Annotated in this window: 10 protein-coding genes; 5 read left to right on the forward strand and 5 right to left on the reverse strand. The window is 63.0% G+C overall.

Annotated elements, in window-relative coordinates:
- Positions 1-152: 152 nt before the first annotated feature.
- Both VHD36_15885 and VHD36_15890 read right to left on the reverse strand, forming a co-directional pair.
- A complete protein-coding gene (locus VHD36_15885; GenBank protein HVU88803.1) occupies positions 153-965 on the reverse strand; it encodes a hypothetical protein in 813 nt (270 codons plus the stop codon).
- A 75-nt stretch (positions 966-1,040) separates the two neighbouring features.
- Positions 1,041-2,030, reverse strand: a complete 990-nt coding sequence (locus tag VHD36_15890; protein HVU88804.1) for an SMP-30/gluconolactonase/LRE family protein — start codon at positions 2,028-2,030, stop codon at positions 1,041-1,043.
- A 553-nt stretch (positions 2,031-2,583) separates the two neighbouring features.
- Between VHD36_15890 and VHD36_15895 the strand changes: the two genes are divergently transcribed.
- On the forward strand, positions 2,584-3,465 hold the full coding sequence (locus VHD36_15895; protein ID HVU88805.1) for a DNA-formamidopyrimidine glycosylase family protein: 882 nt from the start codon (positions 2,584-2,586) through the stop codon (positions 3,463-3,465).
- Between the two features lie 159 nt (positions 3,466-3,624).
- On the forward strand, positions 3,625-5,037 hold the full coding sequence (locus VHD36_15900) for a DUF1501 domain-containing protein (GenBank protein ID HVU88806.1): 1,413 nt from the start codon (positions 3,625-3,627) through the stop codon (positions 5,035-5,037).
- 11 nt (positions 5,038-5,048) lie between these two features.
- On the opposite strand, the gene VHD36_15905 is transcribed toward VHD36_15900, so the two are convergent.
- The gene (locus VHD36_15905) at positions 5,049-6,269 is read right to left on the reverse strand and encodes a hypothetical protein (protein ID HVU88807.1); all 1,221 of its coding nucleotides are present in this window, start codon (positions 6,267-6,269) and stop codon (positions 5,049-5,051) included.
- Positions 6,270-6,485: 216 nt separating this feature from the next.
- On the opposite strand from VHD36_15905, the gene VHD36_15910 reads away from it, so the two are divergent.
- Positions 6,486-7,559: a DMT family transporter gene (locus tag VHD36_15910; GenBank protein ID HVU88808.1), complete on the forward strand. Its 1,074-nt coding sequence runs from the start codon at positions 6,486-6,488 to the stop codon at positions 7,557-7,559.
- Here VHD36_15910 and VHD36_15915 read toward each other — a convergent pair.
- Complete coding sequence (locus tag VHD36_15915; protein ID HVU88809.1) at positions 7,511-10,594, reverse strand: CusA/CzcA family heavy metal efflux RND transporter; 3,084 nt, start codon at positions 10,592-10,594, stop codon at positions 7,511-7,513. The two genes, VHD36_15910 and VHD36_15915, sit on opposite strands and share 49 nt — an antisense overlap.
- An 81-nt stretch (positions 10,595-10,675) precedes the next feature.
- Entirely contained in the window at positions 10,676-12,091 is a 1,416-nt protein-coding gene (locus VHD36_15920) for an efflux RND transporter periplasmic adaptor subunit (protein ID HVU88810.1), read from the reverse strand.
- Positions 12,092-12,534: 443 nt separating this feature from the next.
- Between VHD36_15920 and VHD36_15925 the strand changes: the two genes are divergently transcribed.
- Positions 12,535-13,344, forward strand: a complete 810-nt coding sequence (locus VHD36_15925; GenBank protein HVU88811.1) for a hypothetical protein — start codon at positions 12,535-12,537, stop codon at positions 13,342-13,344.
- 157 nt (positions 13,345-13,501) lie between these two features.
- Positions 13,502-14,899, forward strand: coding sequence for an FHA domain-containing protein (locus VHD36_15930; protein ID HVU88812.1), 1,398 nt, complete (start codon positions 13,502-13,504; stop codon positions 14,897-14,899).
- Positions 14,900-15,088: the final 189 nt, after the last annotated feature.

The raw sequence follows: 15,088 nt of genomic DNA on the forward strand, positions 1-15,088 counted from the left end.
AGGTGTTTCCACGCTCCGCAACCAAAGACAGACTGCGCCGGCTGATGGCGAAAAAATCGCCACGCGTCCCGTGCAGCGAAATTCGTGCTGCGCCAGACAGACGCCTGGCGCAGCACGAATCCGCCAACGGCCAAGGGCCACGTTGAGTCAAGTCACAACCTGCGGTTTGCCCTCCCGCGGCGCGAGAGGCGCATCAAGCATGGAATCGCGCCTCCTAGGGCTAGCAGCAGCAGACTACCCGGCTCGGGCGTCGGAATCTGAGCAATCGTGAGGTTGTCCAGAATGATGCCGTCCTCGAGATCGTCGGACGTGCCGTTGTTGTTGACGTCGGTATCCTCGGTCATCGTCACCTGATTAAAGGAAAAACCAGTGTCGATGATGCCCAGGTAGGCGATCGAGTAGGCTTGCCAACTCGGCCCCACATTGACCACGACGTTCTCGCTCGGCGAGCCGGGCAACGTCGTATTCGTAAGGACGAAGGTGACCGGATGACCCAATACGTCTCCGGCCTGACACAAGTAGACGCCGAAGGCGTCGATCGGCTGGCTGAATTGAATCGAGTTGTGCACGGGCGCGGTGGCCACGCCGCTTGCGACTTCCGATTCGATCAGCGCCGAACTGGCGGAACCGTTGTTCGTGTCATTGACCCCAAAAAAAGTGACGAATTGATAGGTGAAATTCGTCGTCGTGGCCGTGATTGTGGAACCTGGAAATGGGAACGACGGGTTTGCGCCGTTGGGGATCCCACTGGTCAGATTCTGGTTGTACGGCGTGCCACCTTGCGTGGTGATCTGGTTCAGAAAGCTATTCCGTGCCGCTGTCGTATTCGGAAACGGTTGGGTCGAAGCAGTGCGCACATCGTGATCAAAGGTCACGACCGGCGTGGCCATCGCCGGTGAAGCCAGCAAAAACCCCATCACACCGGCCGCGGCCAGTCGGCCGGTGTGTCTCAAATTGTTAAGCATCAGGAACACCTCTGGTCCTTGGCAAGAGTTGAAAAGGGCGACCGAAGCAACGTCGCGCGCGAGTCGTTCGGCGGACTAGGAAGTCTGCCGGCGCTTCGCCGCGAAGACCAAGAGGGCCAATCCCATACCCGCCAATGCCAAGCTTCCAGGCTCGGGGACCGAAGTCATGGCGGTCGCTTCCGTGAAGCCGCCGGTGCCCGCCGACGCGAAGACACCCAAAAACTGACCGCTGAAGCTGTACTCGGAAATGTTGCCGGTGCCGTTCGCGAATCCCAGGATGCCGACCAGCATGCCTTGGCCGTCGGGCGAGGCGATGATGCCTTGTGGGAACGCCAGCCCACTGACGTTGAAGCTGGGATCCTGCGCGCCGGTGGTGGCGTTGAACTTCTCGAGCGACTGACCGAACAATCCGGTGACGTAAAGGTCGTTGCCGTTGACGAACACGCCGGCCGCGCCGGGGATCGTGGCGTTGGGCGCGACCAGGTCCGACATCGCCGTGCCAGCCGCGTTCGATTGCGCGACGGTACCGCCGTCGAAACCACCCGCCAAAAGCGTGCTGCCATTGAAGGCGAGTCCGCTGAACGCAAAGCTGCTGCCGCCCATCAGAGGAGCGCCGGCAACTCCACCCGTAGCGTTCAACTGCGTGATGCCGGTGCCGTTCAGGTTCGCGACGTAAAGTTTCGAGCCATCCGGGCTGAAGGCCATCGAGTTCGGAAACGAGAGGCCATCGGCGGCCGTGGCAAACACCGTCGGGTTGCTGACAGTGCCAGCCGCGTAGTTGTAGTCATATTCGATCACGTTGTTCGCTTGCGAATTCGCGACGAACAGCTTCGTGTGATCGGGCGAGACGACGATGCCGTCCGGTTGATTCAAATCCGTCGGCAGCGGATTGCTGGGATCATTGGTGACCAGCGTTCCGAGAAATGTGCCGGTGTCGCTATAGCGATCCACGGCATTAGCCAATCGATCGGCGATCAAGATTTCGCCGGCGCCGCAGATCGCCTGCGGCAGAATTGAAGCGATCGCAAATAACGACATTGCACGAGTTAAAACGCGGACAAACATGTAGCGACTCCTCTCATTAGCGACAGAACCTGGGTGTGAAACAAAGCAGCGATGGAAACGGACACAACGTATGCAGGGAATGCGCGGCTACACACCGACGCATGGGGACAACTGTGGCAGGCCGCCGCGAGATCGTAGAGAACTTTGCTTGCGTTCTTCTCGCGGCGTCGGCTCTAAGAATTAAAGGTAGGTACAAGCAACGATGACTTTCGTCGCAACAGTATTGTCAGCGTCTTAGGGCAAAACAAGTAGACGCCGCCGCGCATCGTTGTGAATGACATCGCGCAACGTCGCGCTCTGCGCGTTGCAGCGTGGCGAAACTTTCGTCATCGCGTAGTCCCTTTGGGTTGCTCGCGCGCAGCGCGCAATCAACACTTTATGCGCGGTGATTTTTTCGCCGCGCGAAGAGTCTAGAAAACAAGGCATTTACGCCCGCGCCATCAAACAACGGCTGCATCCCGTGTTGGCGAAAAAATCGCCACGGAGTCTGATACAACAATGGTCGTGTCGCGATTCACACGTGGGATGAAGTTAGAAAAAAACTTTCACTTCGATGCCTGAGCTGCCAGACATTACCGTTTACCTCGAAGCACTCCAGCGGCGCATCGTTGGCGAGCGGCTGCTCTCGGTGCGCGTGGTGAGCCCGTTTCTTGTGCGCACCTTCGATCCTCCGCTCTCGGCGATCGAAGGAAAAGTCGTGCGGGCGCTTGCGCGCTTGGGCAAGCGTGTTGCCATCGGCTTCGACGACGAACTGTGGCTCGTGTTGCACCTGATGATCGCAGGCCGATTGCATTGGAAAGCGGCGGGCGCCACGCTGGCCGGCAAGTACAACCTGGCCGCCTTTGATTTTTCGTCCGGCTCGCTGGTGCTTACCGAAGCCGGCGCGAAGCGCCGCGCGGCGCTCTACCTCGTACAAGGTGCGGCAGCTCTTGCGGCGCATGATCCCGGCGGACTTGACGTGCTTTCCGCCAGTGTCGATCAATTCGTCGGCGTGCTGCGTTCGCGCAATCACACGCTTAAGCGGGCGCTTACGGATCCGACGCTGTTGAGCGGCATCGGCAACGCGTACTCGGACGAGATTCTGCACCGCGCGAAACTGAGCCCCCTGCGGCTCACGCAGAAAATGGACGACGAGGAGATCGCGCGGCTGTTCGCGGCCACGCGCGACATCCTCACCCAGTGGATCGATCGCTTGCGGCGCGAAGCCGGCGAAGGATTTCCGGAAGGCGTCACGGCCTTCCGTCCCGAGATGGCCGTGCACGGCAAGTTCGGCAAGCCGTGTCCGGTGTGCGGCGCACCGGTGCAGCGCATCCGCTATGCCGAAAACGAAACGAACTACTGCCCAGGCTGCCAGACCGGCGGTCAGATACTGGCGGATCGTTCGCTCTCTCGGCTTTTGAAAGACGATTGGCCGCGGCACATCGACGAATTGTGACGACGAATTGTAGCGGCGAAGTTTTGAGGGTTAGCAGCCACTAACTCGCACGCCGGCCACAGCGAGCGCGAAGTTGTCGTGCATCAGGATTTGCCGATGGGTATACTACGGACGCGTCTGCCGTCGGCCTGAGGATTCGCCCGCCCGAGAGTTCCTTTGATGTTGCGCATTACGGCCCACTCGCCCGTGCAATTGTGCGATCGCATTTCGCGGCGCGAAGTGTTGCGTATCGGCGGTTTGGGTGCGCTCGGCTGTTCGCTGGCCGAAGTCTTGCATCAGCAATCCGCCGCTGCGACGCCGGTCGACGCTCCGCCCCGCGGTCGCGCCAAGTCGTGCATCGTGCTTTTTTTGTGCGGCGGTCCTGCGCAGCATTCCACGTGGGATCCCAAGCCCGACGCTCCAGCCGAGGTGCGCGGGGAATTCGGCCCGATCACGACGCGTGTGCCCGGCATGTCGATCGGCGAGCTTCTGCCGCGAACGGCCACCGTGGCCGAGCACTTGTGCCTGCTGCGGGCGATGCGCACCGGTGACAACGCGCATTCGTCGAGCGGCTATTACATGCTCACCGGCGTTCCGCATCAGCCGATGAACGCCGAGAACGTCAATCCTGGCGCTCCGAATAACTGGCCGCACTTCAGCTCGATCGTGCGGCATTTGCGCCGCGACGAATCATCGCTGCCGAGCGCCGTCCGCTTGCCGCAACATATTTTCAACACCGATGGTTCGGTCTGGGCCGGCCAGGACGCGGGCTTTCTCGGCCGCGCGAGCGATCCTTGGCTATTTCGTTGTGAACCATCGTCGCCCGATTTTCGCATACCCGAGTTTTCGCTGCCCGAGGAGCTGACGGTCGATCGATTCCACGGCCGACAATCGCTTTTGGATGAAATCGAACGCCTGGCCGCTGCCGCGCGGCGCGACGCAAGTTCGCCGGGACCGTATCAAAAGGCGATTGATCAGGCGTTCGATTTATTGACGTCGCCCGCCGCCCGCTCCGCGTTCGACTTAACGCGCGAGCGCGACAGCATGCGCGACCGTTACGGCCGCACACAATTCGGTCAAAGCCTGCTCTTGGCGCGGCGGTTGATCGAGGCGGGCGTGCGCCTGGTGCAGGTCAATTGGTTCCGCGGCCCGGAAGAGCCGTTCGACGCCCCTTGTTGGGACTCGCACGTGCGCGAAGCGAATCGATTGAAGAACGTTTTGCTGCCGACGTTCGATCCTGCTTATGCGGCGCTCGTCTCGGATCTGGCCGGCCGTGGCCTGCTCGACGAGACCTTGGTCGTTTGCATGTCGGAATTTGGCCGCAGCCCGCGGATCAATGCCGTGGCCGGCCGCGATCATTGGGGGAGCGTTTTCTCGGTGGCGCTAGCCGGCGGCGGCATTCGGGGCGGGTACGTGCATGGCGCGTCGGACTCGATCGGCGGCGAGCCGAAAGACAAAGTGGTCCGCCCCCCCGATCTCTTGGCCACTGTTTACCAGGCGCTCGGGCTGTCGCCGGCAACCGAACTGCACGATCCGCTGGGGCGGCCCTTCCCGATCGCGCGTGGCGAGGCGATCCGCGAGCTATTCGCCTGATCGAGGCGTGATCAAGCGTCGACGATTTCGGCGCCGCGCAATTCGGTGGACGACAGGTCGTGGCGAAAATCGGCTTCGCTGACTTCGTCGCAGATCGCTCGCAATGCTGGCGGCAGGCGCAGATCGGCCAGGGTGTCGAAGCATTTTTCTGCCTTCCGTCCGAAGACCAGAAATCGGCAGCCCGCCGCGGCGATCGCCTCAAGCGCGGCCTGGCACGCCTGCGGATCATCGCCGTAATAACGTGCCTGGGCGATGCGTTCGACGGTGTCGACGCCGACCACGAACGTTGCACCGGGAAAAATCGCGGCCTTCTCGACAAACGTCGGCGCGCGGGTGAACCAGAGCCGCATGGGTGGTAAGCCCGGCTCGGTCGATGCGAATTGCGCGCTGCGTAAGCGCATCTCATGGAAATCCAAAGGAGGCTTGTCGACGTTCGCGATCGAGATCTCCCAATCGACTGGTGCGTTCAAACGCGCGGCCGCCACCTCGGCCATCGTCCGATGTGCCGCATGCAGCGGGTGAAAGGCGCCGGGAAACACCACCTTGGGCGCCGCAGTGCGGTCGGCTGTCACGGTAGCTCCGGCGCTCTCGTTTTCGGCCGGCGCCGGCACAGCGAGGACATGGTTCGTCTCGCCCACGAACAAAGCCTTCCACGCGGCAGGGGCGACCGTGCCATTTTCGACAACACATTCCGGAGCCTTTAGCGCCAGCGGCAAGCGATCGGTCAATCCACAGCCTTGCGCGACCATGTTCAACAGGAAGCGCGCGGCCAGATCTTCTTCGCTGTGCCGGTCGCGTGTTCCCTTGATGAGTTCGAGCGAAGCGACGGTCGTGACGCCAGCCGTCTGGGCAGCGACGTGTACGCGGTGCGCGCCGCGCTTCGGCCGGTCGCTCACCAGGCTCGCCGTGCAAGCAATTCCGGCCACCGGAGCCGCGCCCCCTTCGGCCGTGGCCAAACGCACCGCTTGTTCGTAAGCCGCCATGGCCATCAGCCGCGCAGTGTGTTCGCTGCAGAAATTCTCGGGCCGGCTACGCAACCATTCCGCGAGCGCGGCCGACGAATAGGGAACCTCCGCCGCCAGTACGCTGCGCGACGCTCCAGGCACGCCCAGCAGCGTCGAAATGGCCTGGCTGCCGCCCCCCGTGACAGCCATAACCAGGCGCATGCCGCTGGCATGAATCCGAGCCACGAAATCGTTGGCGGCGGTTGACGAGGCGATTGGGCTGGACAAGCGACAGGGTTCCCCGTACTGGAATGGTTTCGGTTTTCGGCGCGCCCGCGGAGTCGCCGGACGCCCTCTGGGCAGCCTGCGCACGCGACTCGCTCATCATTCACAAATATACGTCGGGCACAAAGATGCGTCGCGCAAGACATTCCTTACGTGAATGCAAGGACGTTCGCCTGTCGCCGCTCGTCATTTGCCATCATCCTGCATACAATTCGCCCCGTGAAGCCCTCCGAACATAGCGTCGTCGCGCGGTTCATGCGCATCGAGCCCTTTTTGCTGGGCACGGCGCTCAGCGGCCTTTCGTCGCTGGCGTACAGTTGCTCGAACGTTTGTTTGCGCTGGCTCGCGCATTGTGATCCGCTCTTGGTATCGTGCATCAAGGCGGTGCCGACGTTGCTGGTGGCCACGACGCTTGTGGCACTCTCGGCCGCGCGGGGCAACATGCGCTGGCCGAGCTTCCCCGCATTTTTGGGACTGGCCGCCGTGGGCGTGATTGCTCAGTTGGGCGGCAACGGTCTCTTTCAGTGGTCGATGAGCGAAGTAGGATTGGCGCTCACCGTGCCGCTGTGCGCTGGCACCATGATCATTGCCGCCAGTGCGCTTGCGCGTGTCTGGCTGCACGAGGGGGTCACGCCCCGCTCGGCGCTGGCCTTGGCGATCTTGATCACGGCCATCGCCGTCTTGAGCCTGGGCGCCGAGCGAGCGCCGCAACTGGCCGAGCTGGCCACGGCCGACGCCTCGATCACCGCGGCGCTTTCGGCCGCGTGTTTCTCCGGCGTATGCTACGCCATCTTGAACGTCACCATTCGGCGACTCGTCACCGGCGACATGCCCATGCATTTCGTCCTGTCCACGGTCAGTAGCGTGGGCGTCGTGAGCCTGGGCCTGGCAGCCATCGCGCGCACCGGCTGGGAACCCTTGGCGGCAACCGAATTGACGGATCTTGGCGTGATGTTCATCGCCGGCACGTTCAATGCCATCGGATTTTTCACGCTCACCAAGGCGCTGCAGTTGGTGTCGATCGTCCAAGTAAACGCCGTAAGCGCTTCCCAGTCGGCGCTGGCTGCCATGGCCGGCGTCGCGATCTTTGGCGAATCGATGACGGCCAGCTTGCTCGTGGGGGTCACGCTCACGATCATCGGCCTGACGATGGTCGATCGCGGGAAGACGATCGGGCGTCGACCGTCGGGGCGTAGGCCAGCGGAAACGCCTGCCGATGAGGCGTTCGTCGCGCCGCCGGCCGGTCAATTGCCCGATGCCGCTGCCTTGCCGCGCGAGCCGACGACGACGTAAATCGCCGGCAGCACCACCAGCGTCATCAGCGTGCTGGAAATCACGCCGCCAATCACCACGGTCGCCAGCGGGCGTTGCACTTCGGCCCCTGTCCCCGAGCTGGTTGCCATGGGGATAAAGCCCACGCTGGCCACGAGTGCCGTCATGATGATGGTCCGCAGGCAAGAAAGGGCCGCCTCGGGCACGGCTTCGGCCACCGGCGTACCGCCGTGCAATAAGTGACGCAACGCCGACACCAGCACCATGCTATTTAGTACCGAGACCCCCGAGAGCGTGATGAAGCCAATGGCCGCCGAGATCGACAGCGGCATTTCTCGGAGTGCCAGTGCGACGATGCCGCCGATACAGGCAAACGGCACGCTGGCAAAGACGATCGCCGTATCGGTCAGATTGTGATATGTGAAATACAACAGCACCACGATCATGGCCAGGGCCACCGGAACCACGATCGCCAGGCGAAACTTCGCACGTTGCAAGTTCTCGAACTGGCCACCCCAATCGATCCGGTAGCCCTCGGGCAATTTCAGTTGCTCATCGATCTTGGCTTGCGCTTCGGCGACGAAGCTGCCCACATCGCGGCCGCGGACGTTGCACTGCACCGTGATGCGGCGCTTGCTCCACTCGCGCGAGATCGTCTTCGGCCCTTCGATGAGTGTGACGTCGGCCAATCGCGACAGCGGAATGTGCTCGCCGGCGGGCGTCGAGATCAAGATGTCCTTGATTGCGTCGGGGTTCGAGCGCAGATGCTCCGGCAGCCGCGCCGTGAGCGGAAACGGAATCTGCCCTTCGATGACGTCCCCCAACTCGATACCGCCGATGGATTGCACGGTGTCGAGCACCAACAGCGCCGACACCCCGTAGCGCGCGATCTGGTCCTGCCGAATGCGAATCTGCAGCACGGGTTGACCGACGATCTGTTCCGTGGCCAGGTCGACCGAGCCACGGACTTCGCGCAAGATGCCTTCCAGTTCGCGGGCATATTTGACCAGAGTGTCGAAATCGTCGCCGAACAGTTTCACGGCCACGTCCGAGCGCACGCCGGAGATCATTTCGTTGATGCGCTGCTCGATGGGTTGTGTAAACCAGTTGATCTGGCCGGGAATGTCGGCCACCTCGCGTTCCATCAGTTCCACGAGCTCGTCCTGCGTCGCGGCACGCTTCCAGCGTTCTCGCGGCTTTAGCGCCACGAACAAATCGGTCATTTCCACGCTGCCGGCGTCGGTGGCGACCTCGGGCGCGCCCACGCGGCTCCAGGCGTGCGACACCTCGTCGGGAAAGGTTTCCAGCAGCATCCGCTCGATTTGCGTGTTGACGCGGATCGATTCCTCGAGGCTAGTACCCGGCGGCCGCACGACGCCGATTACGATCGCCCCTTCCGACAAGCGGGGCACGAACTCCGAGCCGAACGACAGTACCAGCGCCGCGGCCATGATCAGCCCGCCCAGCGCTACGGCCAGAACCAGATAGCGGAACTGCAGACAAAATCGCAACACGGGGGCATAGATCGCGCGCGCCAGGCGGATCGGCAGCGCGTCGCGCTCCTCGATGTGTTTCGGCAGTACCAGGCTGGCCAGCACCGGCATCAACGTCAAGGACAAGATCAACGATCCGGTCAGCACGAACATCACGGTGATCGCCATGGGTCGGAACATCTTCCCCTCGACCCCCTGCAGCGTGAGGATCGGCAAGTAGACGATCATGATGATCAATTGGCCGAACACCGTCGGCGTGCGCACTTCGACCGCGGCGTCGCGAATGACGCGCAACCGTTTATGGCCCACCAGCGGGCCGCTGTGCGCGAGCCGTTTGACGATGTTTTCGACGACCACGACCGAGCTATCGACCACGATGCCGAAGTCGATCGCGCCCAGGCTCAAGAGCGTGCCCGCGATCCCGGCTTGCAGCATGCCACAGAATCCGAAGAGCATGGCCATGGGAATCGCCAAGGCCACGATCAGGCCGGCGCGCAGGTCGCCCAGAAACACAAAGAGAATGATGATGACGAGCAACCCGCCGTCGAGCAGATTCCGCCGTACCGTGTCGATGACCTGGTCGACCAGGTTCGTGCGATCGTACACGGTATTGACGCGAACTCCCGAAGGCAGTTGTCCCTTGACCTCCTTGAGCTTGTCCGCCAGGCGATGCGTGACGGCGTAGCTGTTCTCGCCCATCAGCATGAAGCCGAGCCCGAGCACGACTTCGCCTTGCCCGTTGGCGGTGACGACGCCGCGGCGGATTTCGTGCCCGATCGTGACTTCCGCGACGTCGCGAACGTGAATCGGCACGCCGGCCTTGGCAGCGACGACGATCCCCTCGATCTGCTCGATGGTGTTGGTGCGGCCGACACCGTGCACGAGCAGCATGTCTCCCGAGCGGTTGATGCTGCCGCCGCCGACGTTGAGATTGTTCTCGCGCACGGCCTGCATCACCGTTTCCCACGAGATGTCGTATTTGATCAGCAACGTGGGATCGATGCGCACCTGGTATTGCTTCTTCAGTCCGCCCCAGGTGTTGATTTCGGCCGTGCCCGGCACCGGGCGCATGGCCGGCTTCACGACCCAGTCGTGCATCGTCCGCAGCTCGGTGAGATCGCGCCCTTCGCCGATCAGAATGTAATGCAGTACTTCACCCAGGCCGGTCGACACGGGCCCCATCTCGGGGCGATCGATGCCGGGCGGAATATCGACGGTGCCCAATCGTTCGTTGATCAGTTGACGCGCGAAGTACACGTCGGTTCCATCGGTGAAGGTGACGACGACCTGCGACAAGCCGAATTGCGAGATCGAGCGCAGCTGCTCGAGGCCCGGCATACCGCCGATCGCCATTTCGATGGGGAACGTGATTTGCCGTTCGACTTCCTCGGGCACGAGCGCCGGCGCCACGGTATTGATTTGCACCTGGACGGGCGTCGTGTCGGGAAAGGCGTCGATATTCAGCCGGCGCAAGGAGACGTAGCCGGCCACCCCGACCAAAAGCGCAAGCGCTAACACAATGAATCGGTTTCGCAGCGACCAACCAATCAACCAGGGAAGCATTGGTGACCTTGCTGCGCTGGATGGGCGAAATCGGGAGGGGACGAATCTGCTACCAACCACGGTTAGCAGACAGTGTGTCGCTTACTGGCGCGCGGCGACGCGGCTGCGCACGATCTCGGACTTCAAGAGATGGCTGCCCGTCGTGGCGACTCGTTCGCCGGGCTCCAACCCCTTGAGTACTTCCACGACGTTGCGGCGCGAGATGCCGAGTTCGACCGGCCGCGCTTCGAACGTCGTTTCGTCAACCGGCACGAAAACAATCCAGCGTTTCCCCTCCCATTGCACCGCATCGCTCGGCACGAGCGTGGCCTGCGGCACTTGCCGGACGCGGATGCGACCGGTGCCGAAGGCGTTGGCCAGCAGGCGCCGGCGTTCCTGGCCGCGCACGTGACTTTCGGGAATCAACGGATTGTCGACCTCGGCCCGCACCGAGACCGTGCGGGTCTTTTCGTCGACCTCGGTGCTGATCCAGGAAATGGTACTGGGAATGTCGATGTGTCCGCCGTCGGTAGTGAACACGACCTCTTGGCCGAGCATGACGTTGGCGGCATCTTCGCGCCGCACGTCCAGTAAGATCCACATGTGGCTGGTATCCGCCACGACAAATTGCTCGGCCGACGGCGATACGATTTCGCCCAGCGAGATCTCATGCCCGATGACCACGCCATCGAACGGCGCCACGAGCGGAATCAAGCTGACCGTGGTCGCGGCCGGGTCGAGCGTCTTCTGCAAATCCTCGGGCAAACCCAGGAAATGCAGCCGCCGAGAGAGTTCGGCATCGGAGACCGTATCGGCGTCGGGCAAAAGAATCGGCAGGCCCAGGTTGATGAGGGTCTGCTGCGCGTTGGTCATGCGGATGTATGCTTCGCGCGCGTCCGCTTGCACCTCATACAAATCGCGCTCGGGCACGACCGACTGTCGACCGCGCAAGCGTTCTGCGATTCCGCGCTTCAACTGATAATCGACCACGGCCCCCAAAAGTTCGCCCTTGGCCTTGCCCACGTCCACCGCCTCGATGATCGCCAGCACGTCCCCCTTCTTGAACGGCTGGCCCAGTTGTTTCTCGATGCGCCAGACCGTGCCAGGCACACGGGCCGAGAGGTGAGCCACGCGCGTCTGATCGTAGCTGATCACTCCGTTGGCGAAGATTTCTTGGGTGATCGAGTGCTCTTCGGCCTCGGCGGTTTCGATGCCGGCTTTGCGAACGGCATCGGGCGCCGAAAAACGGATGCGCGTCGGCGCGATGTCCACCGCCCCGCCAACGTCGCGCTGGTCATCGTCGGTCGTCGCCGAGTCTTCGGCCTGCGGCGCGTCGGCCTGTGTGACGAGCGCGCGCTCCGCGTTTGCGATCTCTTGGTGTTCAGCGGCGGAGTCGTGCGAGAAACTCCAATGGGTGACATGCCCCCATATCGCCAGACCAACAAGGCACACAAGCGCGGCCGCCGACGGGACCATGCCCCGCAACTGCCGCCACCGATCAAACAACGACTTAGACATGGGCACTATCTTCCCGGGGTCAGATTTCCGGCGCCGGCCAGGAGCGTTGTGCTTCGGCCGATGGCCAAAAAATAGTGATCGCGGGCGGGCGATTGCATAGGGCAGGACCGGGCGAAGAGGCGTGGGCGGGAGCCTCGTCCCTGGGCGATTCCTTTCTGAATCGTTATCTCCATACTAGGAACACGGCTAGCATTGTCAAAAGCCCCCGACAGTTTGCCCGTCCCCCCCGGTCGCCGGGAACCAGCCGCCGCTCAAGGCGAGCCGGCACCGAGTGACCACTGAATTTTACGCCACCGGCCAATACTCGCGCCGATTCGGCGAATTCCCTTCCGCAGGCGGTATTTCCGCCGCTCCGGCACGCGGAATCGCAGCAGTCCCCGGGCCGGGGCCTGGGGCTTCACGCACAAGCTTGTTACGCAAGCCGAGAAAGGGAGGGTGTTCAGATGATCAAGAAGGCGATCTTGGCCGGTGTCGGCATTTGCCTCGTTGGCGCCGCGTTCTTTGGCCGCGACGCGTTCAGCTATTTCCGCACGACCGCCGGACGGATGAAGGACACCGTCCGTAGCAGTGTCCCCTTGGATTTCGAAATCGACCGCGCTCGGCGCATGGTCAAGGAACTGGTGCCCGACATCCGCAAGAACATGCACGTCATTGCCAAGGAAGAGGTCGAAGTCGAGCAGCTTCGCAAGCAGATCACGCAGACCGAATCGCGTCTCGGCAAGGAGCGCGCCGAGCTGGTGCGCCTGAAGAACGATCTCGGCTCCGGCAACAGCGTGTTTCATTACGCGGGCCGCTCGTACTCGGCCGCACAGGTCAAGGGCGACCTGGCCAATCGGTTCGAGCGCTTCAAGACCACCGATGCGACACTGGCCAGCCTGAAGGATATCGAGCAGGCTCGCGTGCGCAGCCTGGCTGCCGCGCGCGAAAAGCTGGAAGGCATGCTGGCTGCGAAGCGCAAGCTGGAAGTCGACGTCGAGCACCTCGAAGCCCGGCTGAAGATGGTCGAGGCCGCGCAGACGACGAGCGACTACGCCTTCGACGACAGCCGTCTTAGCCGCGTCAAGGAGCTGATCACCGATCTACGCACGCGGCTGGACGTCGCCGAGCGGCTGACGAGTGCCGAGGGCGCGTTTCATGGCGAGATCCCTCTCTCTGAAACCACCAGCGACAACCTGCTCGACGAGGTGACCGACTACTTGCGACTCGACGAGAGCGGCAAGGTTGCCGACGCCGAGGCGCCGAGTGCCGATTAACACGCTCGCTGGCGACTGGCGGCGAGTGACACAGGCTCGCCGCCAGCGCGCACGCAGGCCCGAGGTGGTCGCATAATGGCACGGTCGTAAGGGAAGCGGTTGACGGAGTGGCGAGCGGTCGCGAGTCGTTCGCTCGACGGATGATCGGAGAGTGGGAATGTTTCAGCCGTGGCGACTAAAAGTGCGAGAGGCCGAAGAGGCGCTGCGCAACGGCCGCTTAGAGGAAGCCAGCCGACTGCTGGCCGAACGAGGATTGCTGGAATTCCTGCCGGCCAAACGACTGATGGCCAAGGTGGCACACGAAATGGCACAGCGCGCGGAACAAAACTTTGCCGTGGGAGCCACGATGGCCGGCTGGCAAGACCTGGCCGCCGCCGAGCGCATGGGAGCCGAAACGGCCGAGTTGGCCGGGCTCAAGCAGCAGTTCGTCGAGCGTGGCCTGGCCGAGGCCGAGGCCTACCTGGTGGCCGGCGATCCGGCCGCAGCCGTCGAACGCCTCGAGGCGCTTGAGCGGCAGGGAGGGTCGGGCCGCGACTTCCGCCTCGTGCGCGAAGCCGCCGGCAAGGTCCTCGCGGCGCAGCAACTGGCCCAGGGGGGCAAGTTCCTTCAAGCCGAAGCTGAGTTGGCCGCCGCCCAAACGCTCCGCCCCGGCTGGCGCGTGCTGGAAGATCTCGGCCGGGAGTGCGTCGCACGCGGCGATCGCGTGCGGCGACTGGTCGAAGAGCTGCACACGGCCTTGACCGGGGAGAATTGGACGATTGTTCTTGCTCGGGCCGAGGCCATACTGGAGCTTTGTCCGGCACATGCGCAGGCGATCGACGCGCGGCGGCGCGCCTGGGCGGTCGCCGGCATGCGAACGTCCAGCGTCTTACAAACCGCGCAGAACGCGGAACCAAACCACGTCGATCGCGCGGACAAAGTGAACCAGCAGTCTCGTCCGATGGTCGATAGTTACCATGCAAGCGATCCGCCGGCCGAACGCTTCGTGCTGTGGGTCGATGGCGTGGGGGGATACCTCGTGTGCCGCGGCGACGTCATTTCGCTCGGACAACCAGTCCAAGGGAGTCACGTGGACGTGCCGGTGCTGGCCGATATTTCGCGCCTGCACGCCAAGATCCGACGCGACGGCGAAAGCTACGTCATCGAGCCGTGTCGCGCGACGCGCGTCAACGGCCGGCCGATCGACGGCGCTATGCTTTTGTCCGACGGCGCGGAAATCGAACTCGGCGACGGTGTCAAGTTTCGTTTTCGCCTGCCGAACCCGCTCAGCCGCACCGCGCGCTTGGACTTTATCAGCCGGCATCGCACGCAGCCCACGACCGACGCCGTGCTGCTGCTGGCCGAGTCGTGCATCATGGGTCCGCACGGCGGGGCGCACATTGTGTGCCGCGACTGGCCCAACGACGTCATGCTCTATCCGCAGGGGGACAAACTGTTCTGCCGCGCGCCAGGACGATTCCAGATCGATGGGCGCGAGGTCGAGAGCAAAGGCGCGATGACAAGCTCGTCGCAAATCGTGGGAGAGGATTTTTCCTTGAGTTTGGAGAAACTGTGACGACCGGCCACCTGGTCCGGTCGAAACGTTGCGGGCGACGGATGCGAGTCGGTCGCCAAGCAACGAGGTTGAAAAGCGAAATACGAGGATCGGGGTCGGATCGCGAGAAGAGGTCCACAGGACGATCGACGGCGGAACCTTGAAACGGGTACCGCGACGGAGTCCGCCGGAATCGCGTTACTTGTTTTC

This window comes from Pirellulales bacterium (assembly GCA_035546535.1).
Lineage (GTDB): Bacteria > Planctomycetota > Planctomycetia > Pirellulales > JACPPG01 > JACPPG01.